At 68.0% G+C, this 13,801-nt stretch carries 10 protein-coding genes and 1 pseudogene; 2 read left to right on the top strand and 9 right to left on the bottom strand.

All coding sequences use genetic code 11. The features are described from left to right. Window positions 1-365: 365 nt before the first annotated feature. Complete coding sequence (locus tag XdyCFBP7245_RS19400; RefSeq protein WP_104617075.1) at window positions 366-1,541, top strand: benzoate/H(+) symporter BenE family transporter; 1,176 nt, start codon at window positions 366-368, stop codon at window positions 1,539-1,541. A 223-nt stretch (window positions 1,542-1,764) separates the two neighbouring features. On the opposite strand, the gene bphP is transcribed toward XdyCFBP7245_RS19400, so the two are convergent. The 6 genes from bphP to XdyCFBP7245_RS19370 all read right to left on the bottom strand — a co-directional run bounded on the left by bphP (window position 1,765) and on the right by XdyCFBP7245_RS19370 (window position 9,712). After that, a complete protein-coding gene (bphP, locus tag XdyCFBP7245_RS19395; RefSeq protein ID WP_104617074.1) occupies window positions 1,765-3,609 on the bottom strand; it encodes a bacteriophytochrome BphP in 1,845 nt (614 codons plus the stop codon). Next, on the bottom strand, window positions 3,606-4,199 hold the full coding sequence (locus XdyCFBP7245_RS19390; RefSeq protein ID WP_104617073.1) for a biliverdin-producing heme oxygenase: 594 nt from the start codon (window positions 4,197-4,199) through the stop codon (window positions 3,606-3,608). The genes bphP and XdyCFBP7245_RS19390 overlap by 4 nt, the downstream gene beginning before the upstream one ends. A gap of 105 nt (window positions 4,200-4,304) precedes the next feature. Next, window positions 4,305-5,564, bottom strand: coding sequence for a TCR/Tet family MFS transporter (locus tag XdyCFBP7245_RS19385; protein WP_104617072.1), 1,260 nt, complete (start codon window positions 5,562-5,564; stop codon window positions 4,305-4,307). Between the two features lie 730 nt (window positions 5,565-6,294). After that, window positions 6,295-8,457, bottom strand: coding sequence for a lytic murein transglycosylase (locus XdyCFBP7245_RS19380; RefSeq protein WP_104617071.1), 2,163 nt, complete (start codon window positions 8,455-8,457; stop codon window positions 6,295-6,297). 325 nt (window positions 8,458-8,782) lie between these two features. Then, window positions 8,783-8,989 (bottom strand): hypothetical protein, encoded by a 207-nt coding sequence (locus XdyCFBP7245_RS19375; RefSeq protein ID WP_104617070.1) that lies wholly within the window; start codon window positions 8,987-8,989, stop codon window positions 8,783-8,785. A 333-nt stretch (window positions 8,990-9,322) separates the two neighbouring features. Next, the gene (locus tag XdyCFBP7245_RS19370) at window positions 9,323-9,712 is read right to left on the bottom strand and encodes a YchJ family protein (RefSeq protein ID WP_104617069.1); all 390 of its coding nucleotides are present in this window, start codon (window positions 9,710-9,712) and stop codon (window positions 9,323-9,325) included. An 85-nt stretch (window positions 9,713-9,797) separates the two neighbouring features. Here XdyCFBP7245_RS19370 and XdyCFBP7245_RS19365 point away from each other — a divergent pair, with 85 nt between their 5' ends. Continuing rightward, on the top strand, window positions 9,798-10,571 hold the full coding sequence (locus XdyCFBP7245_RS19365) for a sulfite exporter TauE/SafE family protein (RefSeq protein ID WP_211287746.1): 774 nt from the start codon (window positions 9,798-9,800) through the stop codon (window positions 10,569-10,571). A 25-nt stretch (window positions 10,572-10,596) separates the two neighbouring features. On the opposite strand, the gene XdyCFBP7245_RS19360 is transcribed toward XdyCFBP7245_RS19365, so the two are convergent. From XdyCFBP7245_RS19360 to XdyCFBP7245_RS19355, 3 genes and pseudogenes are all read right to left on the bottom strand, one after another. Next, window positions 10,597-12,129 (bottom strand): TonB-dependent receptor, encoded by a 1,533-nt coding sequence (locus XdyCFBP7245_RS19360; protein ID WP_244907859.1) that lies wholly within the window; start codon window positions 12,127-12,129, stop codon window positions 10,597-10,599. A gap of 107 nt (window positions 12,130-12,236) precedes the next feature. Then, window positions 12,237-12,440 (bottom strand): annotated as a pseudogene (locus XdyCFBP7245_RS24585) (TonB-dependent receptor plug domain-containing protein); the annotation flags it as partial. Between the two features lie 178 nt (window positions 12,441-12,618). After that, window positions 12,619-13,800 carry a Wadjet anti-phage system protein JetD domain-containing protein gene (locus XdyCFBP7245_RS19355; RefSeq protein WP_211287745.1) on the bottom strand — a complete coding sequence of 394 codons (1,182 nt, stop codon included), beginning with the start codon at window positions 13,798-13,800 and terminating at the stop codon, window positions 12,619-12,621. Between the last annotated feature and the right edge of the window lies 1 nt (window position 13,801).

Below are 13,801 nucleotides of genomic sequence, written 5' to 3'. Positions count from 1 at the left end.
GGACGTTGCCGCCGCTGCACCTCAATCCGCCGTAGCGTCTTTCCGTGTAGCGAGCCGCCCATCATAGCCGGCTTTTGCGTTTCGTCAACACCTTGCGATGTTTCCGATTCGCCCCGTTCGTTGTTGCGGTGCTTTGAGAAGCGCCGCCGTCCTGAGCGAGGTCGCGCAGTTTATCGAGCCTGTGCAGAAGTGCAAGCACTTTTTGACACGCGCATGACAAAGCGCCGAATTTCTTACGCAGGCTCCAACACGGCAAGGACACCAGCGCGCTCTATGGTCGCAGCTATATAGAGAGGTGCGCTCCACGCTTCGGTACCGCTGACTGGTTGGCTCGGTAAGAATGCAGGGCCCGGAGGAGCCACACGATGCCGCCAGCCCGCAACCTGTTCCGCGATCTATCCCTGTCAGCGATTGCCGCAGGCTTTGTCACCGTGCTGGTGGGATTTGCCAGTTCTGCGGTGATCGTCTTCGAGGCGGCGCGACATCTGGGCGCGGACCAGGCGCAGATCGCATCGTGGATGTGGGCGCTGGGCATCGGCATGGGCGTGACGTGCATCGGGTTGTCGCTGCGCTACCGCGTGCCGGTGGTGACGGCCTGGTCGACGCCGGGTGCGGCGATGCTGATCGGCAGCGCCGCAGGGGTTCCCTTGCGTGAGGCGGTCGGTGCATTTGTGGTCGCGGCCGTGCTTGGACTGGTGGCCGGGTTCTCCGGGTTGTTCGAGCGGGCGATCAAGCGCATGCCGGTGTCCCTGGCGTCGGGCATGTTGGCCGGGGTGCTGCTGCGGTTTGGACTGGATCTGTTCGTGGCGATGCAGAGCCAGCGGGTCCTGGCAATCGCGATGCTGGCGACCTATCTGGTCGGCCGGCGCTGGTTTGCGCGCTATGCGGTGATTGCGACCTTGCTGGTAGGCATTGCGATTGCGGCGGGCGGTGGGCTGATGCACTGGGATAGCGTGCAGCTGGAGCTGGCTTATCCGGTGCTGGTGGTGCCGTCGCTGTCGTGGGCGGCGGTGGTCGGGCTGGCGATTCCATTGTTCGTAGTGACGATGGCCTCGCAGAACGTGCCCGGCGTGGCGGTGATCCGCGCGTCCGGCTACACGGTGCCGATCTCGCCGACGATCGGCTGGATCGGGGTGGTCAATACGTTGCTGGCGCCGTTCGGCGGCTACGCCTTGAACCTGGCAGCGATCACCGCGGCGATCTGCATGGGCCGCGAGGCGCATGCAGACCCTGCCCGGCGCTATGCCGCCGCGGTGAGCGCGGGCGTGCTGTATGTGGTGATCGGCTTGTTCGGGGCGACCGTGGCGGCGGTCTTTGCGGCGTTCCCGCGCGAGCTGGTGATGGCGATTGCCGGGATCGCGTTGTTGGGCACCATCGGCAACAGCCTGGCGGCGGCCTTGCGCGAAGACAGCGAACGCGAGGCGGCGTTGATCACCTTCCTGGTGACGGCCTCCGGGCTGACCTTGGGCGGGATCGGTGCCTCGTTCTGGGGGCTGGTGGCCGGGACCGTCACCCTGTTGCTGTTGCGGCCGCGCGCTTGACGCGGCGATTGCACCTCAGCGCTGGCAGCGCTGCCGGGGCTCGATGTCCTTTGGTGTGTTCCCTCAGGCTTTGGGCGGCACCACCACTGATCGATACGCAGTGACTCAAGACGCCGAAGGGGCGCATCGTTGCCCGGGGCGCTGGTGATGTTGCCCGGGGCGATGGATGCGGCAGCAGCGGCCGCCTGCAGCCGCAACTCGACGTCAATGCGTCGGGCGGCACTTATTCCGGGTCGCGCAGCTGCAACAGCCAGTGGGCAATGACGCCGCTGGGGCTGGGCAGCGGTTCGAGATGGAATTGGCGGTAGACGGGCGAGCCGTCGTGGGCGCGCAGCGGCAGGGTGACGTAGGCGGCGCGCCCCAGGCGCAGGGCGTCTTCGAGCAGTTCGACTTTGGACCTGGCGGCATCGTCGGCCACCAGGGCGAGGATGTCGCAGCCGATCAGGTCGGCGACCTCGGCCTGGCTGAGGTCGGCAAACGCCGGGTTGACGAAGATCAGCCGGTGCGCGGCGGCGGCGGCGCCCCGCTCGATAATGGCCACGCCGTCGCGCAGACGCGACAGCGAGGCTTCCAGCAAAGTGAAATCCTGCTGGAAGCGCTTGCGCTCCATCAGTTCGATCAACACGCGCAGGCTGCGTGCCGACTCCAGATGCAGCGGCGACCAGCGGCGCGCGCGGCCGCTCACGGTTTCCTGCCACAGGTCGAAGCTCTTGCGCGGCGACAGCCGTGAGTTGGGGATATCCGGCAACTTGGCCAACTGCGGGTTGCCGGCCCATTTGACCTGCTGCACCTGTTCGCGGCGTGTCCATAGCAAGGCGCTGCGCGATTGCGGCATCAGCGGCACAAAGATGAAGCCGGCGGCCAGCGGCGCCAGATCGGCCAGCTCCGGGAACACCTCGCCGATGGCATCGACATGCAGCGCGCCAACGGCGTCCTCGCGCAAGGCGTGATGATGGCGAGACTCGAGATGGTCGCGGATACGGCGTAATGCGGCGGCGTCCGGGCTGGTGCCGTGGCGGCTGATGTCGTCGCCGTGGAAGATCGCCACGCCATCGGCGTCCACCACGTCCATCAGGTCCGGTGCCATGTCCGCGAGCATGTCCACGGTCAGATGTTCGGCATCGTTGAAGTCGGTGATCAACTTTTCGCGGATGGTGAGCAGCACCGATTCCAGCCGCGCACGCGCCACCGCCTGCAGCGCGCCGATGCGGCCGGCCAGCGCACGGGTGATCGCATCGGTGACATCGCGCATGGCGTGGCTGGTGAAGTGCGGGCTGTAGTGATGACAGGCGATCAGCCCCCACAGCGCGTCGTTGACCACGATCGAGGACACCAGCGTGGCGGTCACGCCCATGTTGGCCAGATATTCCAAGTGCACCGGCGAGACCACGATCGGCGATGGCTGGTAGCCGACATCGGCGATCTGGCGCACGCGGTTGCGCAGGTACAGCGCGCGCGCCTGGGCCGGGATATCGGTGGCCGGGTAATGCAGGCCGAGGTAGGCCTCCAGGTCGGGCTGGCGGGCCTCGGCGATGACGTCGCCGTTCCACTCTTCGTCGAAGCGGTAAATCATCACCCGGTCGAAGCCGATCATGCTGCGCAGGCCTTTGGCGGCGCGCACGGCCGCTTCGGCGATGCTTGGGTCGCGCTCGATGCTGCGCAACAGCGGCAACGCCTCGCGCAGGGTAACGTCCATCAGGCGCGCGTCGCGCGGCTCGATTTCGATCAGCCATTGCTCGGGATATAGATGCCAGGCCGCCACCCAGGGGTGGTCGGTAGGCACGGTGCGGCTGGGGAAGCGCACCTCGGCATGCAGCAGGTGGCGCGGTTGGTCGTCCACGGCAACGGGCGGGGCGTCGGTCAGTTCCAGCACCTGGGTGTAGGGCATGCCGAGCAAGGCCTCCATCGGCACGCCGAGCAGGTCGGCTGCAGTGCTGCTGGCCTGCACGATGCGGCCATCGGCCGGGTCGATCACCAGCAGGACGCCGTAGGGCTGGATCATGCCGGGGATGTGGATCGGCTCGCGCGCGCAGACATCCATATCCAGGGGTTCGGTAGGCTGATTCACGGACGCGGCTCCGCTGCGAGGCAGGTATGAAAGTGGGCGAACATGGCGTGCGCGCCGTCGATGGCGGCGGCCTGTGTGCGGGGCGAATTCAGGCGCCGATCGAGCACCGCCTGGAAGCGGCGCCAGCCGGCGGGGTCTTCGTCGGCCAGTTCGAAATACTGCAGCGCACCGGTCAGGCCGGGCTGGGACTTGCGCAGACCGCGCGCGATGACGCGGCCGCCCAGCTGCGAGCCTTCGACCACGTACAACATGCCCCAGCGCGCGGCGTCGGTGCGCGTGGCGGGCAGTGCAATCGGCAGATCCAAGGGTTGATCGAGCGCCCGCAAGTCGGCACGCAAGGCCGGCACGCGGCGGCGATAGTGCCAACCGTTGCCGACCAGCGTGCCGAGCCAATCGCCCAGATGCGCTTCGAAACCGCCCAGCAAGGCGTGGTGGCGGCGCAGGATCTGCGCATAGCTGGCGCGATCGACCTGCCCCTGCCCCAGGGCCTGCATCAGCGGCACCGCTTCGACCAGGCGATGGGTGTCCTGGGTGGCGTGACGCAGCGCGCGCGCGGCCGATGGCGGAACAGCCAGGGTGTCAGGACACATAAGCAATCGATGCGGTGCTGCGGAACGGAGTGCACCAGCCTAGCAGCGCCTGCGCAAATCAGATAAAGCGGGCGCGAGGGTTGGATGAATGCGTTGGCATCAGCCCTATGTTGCCGGTGCGACGCCACCGCCCCGCCCTGCACGCTTCCATGCCATCCCCCACCCGGCGGCGAGCAGCACGCCGGCCAGCAACCACGGCGCGCCGGGCAGATGCAGCGGCGCGCCATTGCCGATGAACCAGGCAAACACGTTGGCGAACAACAACGGCCCGGCGATACCGGCCAGGCTGACCAGGCCGCTCAAGGCGCCCTGCACGCGACCCTGCGCATCGGCGCCGACTTCGCGGGTGATCAAGGCTTGCGCAGCCGGTGCAGCGATCGCCCAGAACGCGCTGATCGGCACGCCGATCAGGAAGGCGGTGCCACTGTCGGCCAGCCCGTAGATGACGAAGCCCACCACCCCGCAGCCCAGGCCCAGCAACAAGGCGCGACGTTCGCCCAGCCAGCGCACGATCCGGCCGACCAGCAACGCGTTGACGATGATGCTGCACACCCCGACCCCGGCCAGCACCCAGCTCACTTCGCGCGGGCCCCAGTGGTACTGGTAGCCGGCAAACAGCACGAAGATGCTGGGATAAACGTAATGCGCCAGGTTGGCCAGAAACACCACCGAGGCCAGGCCGAACACCTGCGGGTAGCGGCGCAGTAATTTGAGCGCGCCCAGCGGGTTGGCCTGCGACAACTCCAAGCGCGCGGTGCGGCGCTCGGGCGGCAGCGATTCGGGCAGCACGAACCAGCCGTACAACACATTCAACAGCGCCAGGCCTGCGGCAAACCAGAACGGCCAGCGCAACCCGATGCCGCCCAGCCAACCGCCGATCAACGGGCCGGCGACAAAGCCAATGCCGAACGCGGCGCCGAGCATGCCGAACGCGCCGGCGCGTTTGTCGGCGGGCGTGACATCGGCGATGTAGGCGTTGGCCGTGGAAAAACTGGCCGAGCAGATGCCGGAGATCACCCGCGCCAGCAGCAGCATCGGCAAGCTGTGGGCGATGGCCATCAGGATGAAATCCAGCCCCAGGCCCAGGCACGACAGGAGGATGACCGGGCGACGGCCGAAGCGGTCGGACAAGGCGCCTTGCAGCGGCGAGCAGACGAACTGGATGGAGGCGAACAGGAAGCCGAACCAACCGATCCAGCCGGCGGCCACCACGTAGTCGCCACCGGTGAAATGCCGCACCAGATCCGGCAGCACCGGGATGATCACGCCGAAGGACAGCACGTCGATCAGCACGGTGATGAAGATGAAGATCAACGCGGCGCGGCGGCGCCCCGGGGCTGGAGCGGAATCGGCGGAGAGAGACATCGCGCGGCCCAGGATGGCGAGGCGGGAAGTGTAGCTGCGGATTGGGCCGGATCGGCTCTGGGTGCGGCGGCGAGGCGTGGGGTATGAGGCTTGGGAGCGGTGCGAGCGGCTGGATTGGGCTCGACCGCAGGAGGTGTGCGCGATCGACCGCAGGAGATTCGTGCGATCGATCTGGGGGATCGCGTGGGTTTGGTGGGGCTTGTGCGAATCGGGCTTGAGCGACTTGATGCCTGAAGGACGATGTCAGCGGATCTTTTTGGCCGAGGGCAGTGCTGGAGGTGCGTGGGCGTTCGGCTGGAACTCTGGCTGACACCTTGCCCTCATCCGCCCTTCGGGCACCTTCTCCCGGTGGGAGAAGGGAGTGGGTGCTGCGATGTGCGTTTAGTGCCCCTCTCCCGCTTGCGGGAGAGGGGGTGGGGTGAGGGTACGGCGGCTGCGTTTGGTGAGGCTGCGTTGCTTACCCCGTGGTGAGGCTGCGCTGCTTAAAACCTTTACCCGTCTGACATCTGCTGGGTCTGACGTCTGCTGGCTTTTGCCCGCTACCTCCTTCGAGCAGGTTGCAATCGAAGACACTGCACGACGAGCAGACAGGGCGCGCTCCGTCGCAACGCTCAACCGAATCGATGCGACTTCACCGCCAAGCATCCATCGACGAGCCGCAGCCCGTAAACGATCTGCGCGCGCGGCTGGGCGGGCCTGCGCCACCTCAGCCGTGGCAACCACCGACGGGTTATTCGACGCTGATGGTCTGGCTCAGGGTGTGGATGGCGCCGGGGGCCAGTTCGATGACGTCCGGGCCGGCGTTGGCCGCTTCCAGGCAGACGTAGTCGCGCCAACCTTCGCCCACGTCGGCCATTTTCTTGCCGGCCTCCTCGCCCGGGTTCCAGGCCACCAGCGAGCGGCTGCCCTGTGTGGCGATGACGATGCGGCGGCCTAGGACCGGGTCGGTGAGGGTGTAGCGGCCGCCGGCGTTGGTGTAGATGCGGTCGCTGCGGCCGGGATCGCGCGGGTCGCGCAGGCTCCAGTCGCCTTGCTGGCGATGCGCGGTGGCGTAGTTCTCGTATTTATCGAGATAGTCCAGGCCATCCAGGCCCTGCACGCTGACGGTGAGCGCGTCGCCGACGCGGAAGTAATTGTGCAGCGCCTGGGTGAAGCGCACCGGGGTGCCGCTGGTGTTTTCGGTGATCAAGCGTTGTTCGAGGGTGCGACCGATGCGCAGGGTCATGCGCAGGCGCAGCGCCAGGTCGTCGAAGGCCGGCGGGGTGAGCGTGAGCACCACGGTGCCGTCGTCTTCGCGGTGGCTCTCGGTGAGTTGCCACGGCACGGTGCGCACGAACCCGTGCGCGGGCACGTCGCCGGTCTGGTCCTGGCGGCCGAAGTACGGCCAGCACACCGGCGCGCCGCCGCGGATCGGGGTGGGCGGCTGCTTGGCGAGCGGCGACAGCCACATGACGTCCTGACCGCCCTTGGGCACGAACGACAGCAACTGGCCGCCGAACAGGCTGATGGCGGCAGTGGAGAACGGGGTGTCGATCAGCAGCGAGGGGAAGCCGTGGAAGTCGCCTGTGGTCAGGCCGGTGGTGTCGGACATGGGGGATGCCTTGTGGACGATGGGAGATTGGGCGAATGCGGGGTACGCGGCCGGCAACTTGAAGGCGGTGCCGCGCACGGCGGCCATGCCGGTGAGCGGCGGCGCAGCACGCAAAGCAGTGAGGATGCGCTGGCCGGGGCGGCCGTCGGCGGGCTGCAAGCCCAGCCGGGTCTGCTCGACCTGGATGGCGCGGCGGGTGGCGCTGCCGACCATGCCGTCGGCCTCGCCGATCTGGTGGCCGCGGGCGAGCAACAACTGCTGCAGGTCGCGGCGTTCCGGACGGCCCAGGCCGGGGTCGTCGGTGGGCCAGGCGGCAACCAGGCCGGGGCCGCCGCGCAGGCGATCGGCCAGCAGCGCGATCGACAGCGCGTAGCTTTCGGCAGCGTTGTAGGCGTAGATCGCGTCGTAGTTGCGGAACACCAGGAAGGCAGGGCCGGTGGCACCAGCCGGTAGCAGCAAGGCGGCAGCGGTCTCGGCCGGCAGCCCGGTCGGGGCCAGCGGCTTGCCGTCTGTGCCAAGCAGGCCGGCAGCCTGCCAGGCCTGCAAGGGTTGGCGGCGGGTGCGGCCGGCCTTGCTGGCATCGAAGCCGCGCGGCAGGGTGACTTCCATCCCCCAGGGGCGGGCGCGTTCCCAGCCGGCCTTGACCAGGTAGTTGGCGGTGGAGGCCAGCGCATCGGGAATGCTGGCGACCAGATTGCGGCGGCCGTCGCCGTCGCCGTCCACCGCAATCCGCGCATAGGTCGAGGGCATGAACTGGGTCTGCCCGAACGCGCCGGCCCACGAGCCGGTCAAGCCATCCGGCGACAGATCGCCCTGCTGCAACAGGCTGAGCAAGGCGAGGAATTCGCCGCGGAAGAACGGCTGGCGGCGGCCTGCGCACGACAGCGTGGCCAGCGAGACCAGCAGCGGGCGCTTGCCGGTGACGCGGCCGTAGTCGCTCTCCACGCCCCAGACCGCCACGATGGTGGCCGGGTCGACGCCGGTCTGCTCGGACAGGCGGGTGAGCAAGTCGTGGTGGGTGACCAGCATGGCCTGGCCGTCGGTGACGCGCTGGCTGTCGACCAGACTGGCCAGGTAGTCCCAGATGGGCGTAGTGAACTCCGGTTGCGCGTCCAGCAGCGGCAACACGCTGGGATCGGGCGCCAACCCCGCGGTAAAACGCTGGAAACGGGCGGCATCCACGCCCTTGGCGGCGGCCTGGGTCTGCAACCCGGCCAGGCAGCGGTCGAAGGCCGGGTCGGCCCAGGCGGCCAGCGGCAGCAAGGCCATCAACAGCGGCAAGGCGCGCCGGGTCGGCGTCATGGCGCGGTGGCCGGCGGGTGGACGGACGTCATGCGGTAGAGCGCTCCAGTCACGAATCGATCCGGAAGGATAGCCAACCTGGCTGGATCGAGGCGTGCAATCGGCGGCGCCGGAGCAACGCGGTCGCTGCCGCGGGCGGCAGGATGCGAGTGTGGTGCGTTGGCGCGGCGGCTGCGGGCTGGCGACCGGTGTCTGTTGCCGCCATCGAACGGCATACGCTCGGCACCGGGAGTTGTTCACCGGTCAACCGCTTCAATCAGGAGTGTGCCGGCGTTGGCCTGCTTGCCATTGCAGCTGGGGTAAAGCGGGCGTCAGCGTTGACGCGTCAGCGACCGTCGCCGGTGATGCCGCTCAGCAGCGACAGTGCCGGGCTGGACGCGCCGGTCTCGGCGACACGGCGCGGACGCGTGCGGTGCGGTGCATCGTGGCGTGGACCGAAACGGACCATGCACGTAGCCAGCAACGCCGGCAACACGATTGCAAAGACCACCAAGGCCGTCAGCGCCCATTGCCAGAAGTTGAAGGTTGCCATGATCGCTGTCCGCCCCCCGCGGCGAGTTTCGCCGCGCGGCAAGCTTCCCGGATCGGCTGCGAACGCTGTGTCGACAAAGCGGCGCGACGGGCGCCGTTGGTCGGGTCAGGCGGCGATGGTCTAGGTGCGCGATGGCCTGCTTGCGACGGCGCCGGTTGGCGGCGGCGGTGCCCGGCTGGAAGACGTCAGCCCGGGGCTGCAACGGCAGAGCTTGCGGTTGTCGTTCGCCGACGGCTTGGGGAATGGGTCTGGGTGGGCGTGCAAGTGCGCCAGCGCGCGTCCGCGCATCGGGCATCTTCTGGCTTGTACACACTCCGGCGCCGCTGGCTGCGCTCAGCGGGCGTCGAGGTAATACCAGCGGCCATCTTCGCGGACGAAGCGGCTGTGTTCGGTCATGCGCACTGCGCTGCCGCCGCCGATGCGGTAGCGGGCCAGAAACACCACCTCGGCGGTGTCCTCGCCGGTGACGCTGGTGCGCTGGATGGTCAGGCCGAGCCAGGTGGTGCGGCCGCCTTCGTCCAGCGACAGTTCGGCCGGGCGCGTGGACGGGTGCCAGCTGGTCAGCAGGTAGTCGACATCGCGGCGTACATAGGCGCTGTAGCGCGAGCGCATCAAGGTTTCGGCATCCGGCGCGGCGGCACCGGCGTGGTAGAGCCCGCAGCAGCGCGCGTAATCGGCGGGGCGGCCGCACGGACAGGGATCGGTGGGCGTGGAGGTCGGCATCTGGCGATTGTGCGGGATGGGATTGGGAATTGGGAGGCGGGTTTCTACGCGTCTATGCTGTCGCCCCGTCGTGCGGAGCGCCGTTGTGCTGGAACTGATTCCCACCGAGTTGCCGTGGCTGCTGTGCATCGCGTTCGTTGCCGGGCTGGTGGATGCTGCGGTGGGTGGCGGCGGGTTGATCCAGTTGCCGGGATTGTTTGCGACCTTGCCGCAGCAGGCGCCGTCGCTGATTCTGGGCACCAACAAGTTCAGCGCGATGTTCGGCACCGGGGCGTCGGCGTGGCGGTATGCGCGCACGGTGCGCTTCCCGTGGCGGCCGGTGCTGTATGCCACTGCGGCGGCGTTTACGTTTTCGTTTCTGGGCGCCACGGCGGTCAGCCTGTTGCCCAAGCAGGCGGTGCGGCCGCTGATTTTGCTATTGCTGATCGCGATGTTGGTCTACACGCTGATCAAGAAGGATTTCGGCGCGCTGCATCGGCCGCGCGAGATCGGTCGACGCGAGTTGATCACCGCCTTGGCGATGGGCGCAGCGATCGGGTTTTACGATGGGTTCTTCGGTCCGGGCACGGGGAGCTTTTTGATCTTCCTGTTCATTCGCTTTTTCGGGCTGGATTTTCTGCGCGCTTCGGCGGCGGCAAAGGTGGTGAACCTGGCCACCAACCTGGCAGCGCTGTCGTTCTTTCTGCCCAGCGGCCAGGTGATGCTGGCGCTGGGCATTCCGATGGCGGTGGCGAACGTGGCCGGCGCGGTGGCCGGCACGCGGATGGCATTGCGCGGTGGCACGCCGTTGATCCGCACGTTGTTCCTGGTGCTGGTGGTGGTGCTGATCGGCAAGATGGGCTGGGATCTGCTGCACTGATCACGCTGCAGATGTCCTCGCCTTTCTAAAACTCCATGCTCAACGTCGCCGACAGCGTGCGCGGTGCACCCGGGTAGTTGGTTGTCTGCGTCACCGGTTGCTCGATGTAAAAACGGTTGGCGACATTGCGCAGCATAAACGCCAGTTGATAACGGCCGCCGAACCGATACGCCGCCGATGCATCGAAGCGCGTGTAGCCGGCAATGCGATAGCTGTTGTTCAAGTCGCCCTCGCGCTCGCCGACATGCACCGCACCGGCGCCCAGGGTCAGGCCGTACAACGGACCGGTGGCCACATGGTAAGTACTCCACAAGCTGGCGCTGACGCGCGGCACACCGCGCAGGCGATTACCGACCGGAATCACGCTGTCGCGGGTGACCTGCGCATCCAGATAGCCCGCGCCGAGAATCATCCGCCAGTGTTGGGTGAGCTCGCCGGTGATGTCCAGCTCGACGCCACGCACGCGCTGCTGACCGGTGACCAGCACAAAGCCGCTGTTGTCCGGGTCGCTGGTGGCGACGTTGTCCTTGGTGATCTGGAATGCCGCAGCAGTGGCAAGCACGCGGTTGTCCAGCAGCGCGCTTTTCAGGCCGATCTCGTATTGGCGGCCGGTCTCCGGCGGTGCGCTGCCGCCGGCAAACAGCGTAGCGCTACGCGGGCGAAACGACGTCGATGTATTGGCATACAGCGACAGCTGCGGCGTGGCCTTCCACACCACACCCACACGCGGCGAGGCGCGTCGGCCGTCTTCGCGGGTACGCGCGCCGTTATCGACGGTGGTCTGCTGCACGTCATCCCAGCGCACGCCGGCCAGCACGTCCCAACGCTGCCCGATGCTGATCTGATCCTGCACGTACAACGCGGCGTAGCGCGCATCGACCTCGATCTGCCGCGCCGGCACGTAGCGGCCCGGTAGTGCGCCCTGCACCGGGTTGCTCACGCTGATGCGGGCCAAGGGCGCGCGGGCTTCGTCGGTGTGGCGACGCGCATCGACGTAGTCGGCGCCAGCCAGCACCTGATAGCGCAGCGGGCCGGTGTCGAAACGGGCCAGCGCTTCGGTCTGCGAGGTAGTGGCGCGCACCTGCTGCTCCTGACGCACGGCGCGAGGTTGCACAAACGCACGGTCGGCGCTGAAGCCGGTGAAGTCGGCCACGTCGCGACCGCTGTCGCCGTCCTGGTGATTGAGGATCTGACGCAGCGTCAGCCACTCATTCGCGTCATATTCGATACGGCCGCGTGCAGTGCGCGAGGTGCCGCGATTGCGCGACCACGGCTCGCCGAAACTGCGCTCTGCCGGACCACGCACCACACCGTCGATGACGACCAGACCGCGATCGCCCGGGCTGGTCTGGCGGGTGTAGTCCAGATCCAGATCGGCACGCAGCTGCGCAGTGGGCCGCCATGCCAGCGAGGGCGAGACGAAGACGCGGCCTGCGCAGCGCGAAAGCTGCCGGTCTGCTGCGCGGCGGCGCCGACGCGGGCAGACAGCGTGGGACTCAGCGGGCCGGTGATGCTGGACTGCACGCGGCGCAGGCCATGTTCGGCCACCTGCAGCGATGCGTTGCCGCCGAACGTGTCGTCCGGCCGCAACGTGACCGGATTGATCACCCCACCGGGCTCGCCGCGCCCGTACAACACCGCCGCAGGCCCTTTGAGCACTTCCACCTGGGCGACATTGGCCAGGTCGCGCACGGTCTCGGTGAAGTTCTGCGCGGGGTTGAGCAGGATGCCGTCGACCGCATACGACGACGCTTCGAAGCCGCGAATGACGAAGGTTTCCGAGCGATTGCCCTGGGTGCCGCCGGGCTGCACGTTGGACACATTGGCCACCACATCGACCAACCGGGTGAGTTGCTGCTCGTCGATCACCGAACGCGGCACCACCTGGATCGCCTGCGGGATGCGCTCCACCGGCGTCTGCGTGCGGGTAGCGCCGGCGGTTCTCAGATGCGCCTGCAGGCATCGCTGCGAGCACTCAGAAGGCAATCGCGCACCTCGTCATGACGCCCCGCCGGCATCGCGCCCATGCCAGGCGCAGACCCCGCCACTAGCGTCGCAATGCTGCCTGGATCTGCGGCCAGGCATGACTCCAGGCGATGCGCTCCTGCTCGAGCCGCGGCGCGGCACCGAAGTGTCCGTTGCGCAGGCGCGTATACAGCAGTTGCTCGTCCGGGGTCAGCGCCGCGAGCCGGTGGGCGCGATGCTGCCTGGGCTCGTGCCCCCACATGGCGCGTGGCGTGGACAGCAGCGTGGCCTCATCCATCAGCAGTGCCACGGTCTGCGGTGCATACGTGCGCAGCCGGTGCAGGATCGCCAACCCGTGCGTATCGATGTCGCCCCAATAGAACAGCGGAAGCGTGCGTAGCCAGTCGATGCTGCGTACGTAGTCGAGCGCATAGCCGCGTGCCATCAACACCGCCGTGCCCGGCATGGTTTCGCAGGCCAGGCCGGTGTCGAGATTTTCGACGATCAGCACGCGCTCGACCGGCAGCCGCAGCGCGGCCAGTTGCTGGATCGGCACGGTCAGATCGTCCAGGCCGCCAAGGTGCCGGGACAACTCCGGATCCAGCAGCCGCAGGCGCACCCGATCCGGTGCGCTGCGCAGGCCGGACAAGCTGTCGAAGCTGCGCGGCTCGGCGATGCCGCGCAGCCCGCCCAGCCAGTCGGCGATGATGCCGCGCCGCGCGTGCACCCACTTGCTGTCGATGCCGGCAATGGGCAGTTGACGCAGGAACAGGCCGCTGTCGCGGTGCCGGTGCAGCCAGTCGACCACGGCGACCAGCCGGTCGATATCGGCCTGTGCGCTATCGGCGAGCAGATCGAACTGGCGCCGCAGGCGCGCAGCCAATCCCGCCGCCTCCGGCCAGTGCGCCTGTAGACCGGCGCAGCGCGCGCTGGCGCGTTGCCAGCGGTCGTGTTCCTGCAGCGCTGCGGCGGCATCGGCCGGCGTGGCGAGCACCCAGCTGTGCGGCAAGCGTTGCGGCCCCAGCTGCGACCACAGCACGTCGCGATACTCCACCCGTCCCGGTAGCGCAGTGCGCTGCCAGCTCCGCAGCCAGTCGCCGAACGCATCGAACCGGGCGCTGGCCTGTGCCTGGATCGGTGGCTGCAGGGCGATCGGCCGTGGCGCTGCGGCACCGATCAACCAGTCGCCGCGATGACGTTGCCACTGCCCACGCAAGGCCTGGAGTGCGGCAGGCGGCAACAGCATGCAATCGGCGCGCGCCATC

It is taken from the genome of Xanthomonas dyei (genome assembly GCF_002939865.1).
Classification (GTDB): Bacteria; Pseudomonadota; Gammaproteobacteria; order Xanthomonadales; family Xanthomonadaceae; genus Xanthomonas; species Xanthomonas dyei.
The sequence above is the reverse complement of the archived record's forward strand: the minus strand, read 5'-3'. Positions and strand labels throughout refer to the sequence as shown.

Excerpts from the sequence above, each read along its gene's own strand:
- XdyCFBP7245_RS19400 (WP_104617075.1), top strand. The coding sequence starts at position 366 with ATGCCGCCAGCCCGCAACCTGTTCCGCGATCTATCCCTGTCAGCGATT.
- XdyCFBP7245_RS19390 (WP_104617073.1), bottom strand. The coding sequence starts at position 4,199 with ATGTGTCCTGACACCCTGGCTGTTCCGCCATCGGCCGCGCGCGCGCTG.
- XdyCFBP7245_RS19385 (WP_104617072.1), bottom strand. The coding sequence starts at position 5,564 with ATGTCTCTCTCCGCCGATTCCGCTCCAGCCCCGGGGCGCCGCCGCGCC.
- XdyCFBP7245_RS19380 (WP_104617071.1), bottom strand. The coding sequence starts at position 8,457 with ATGACGCCGACCCGGCGCGCCTTGCCGCTGTTGATGGCCTTGCTGCCG.
- XdyCFBP7245_RS19375 (WP_104617070.1), bottom strand. The coding sequence starts at position 8,989 with ATGGCAACCTTCAACTTCTGGCAATGGGCGCTGACGGCCTTGGTGGTC.
- XdyCFBP7245_RS19370 (WP_104617069.1), bottom strand. The coding sequence starts at position 9,712 with ATGCCGACCTCCACGCCCACCGATCCCTGTCCGTGCGGCCGCCCCGCC.
- XdyCFBP7245_RS19355 (WP_211287745.1), bottom strand. The coding sequence starts at position 13,800 with ATGGCGCGCGCCGATTGCATGCTGTTGCCGCCTGCCGCACTCCAGGCC.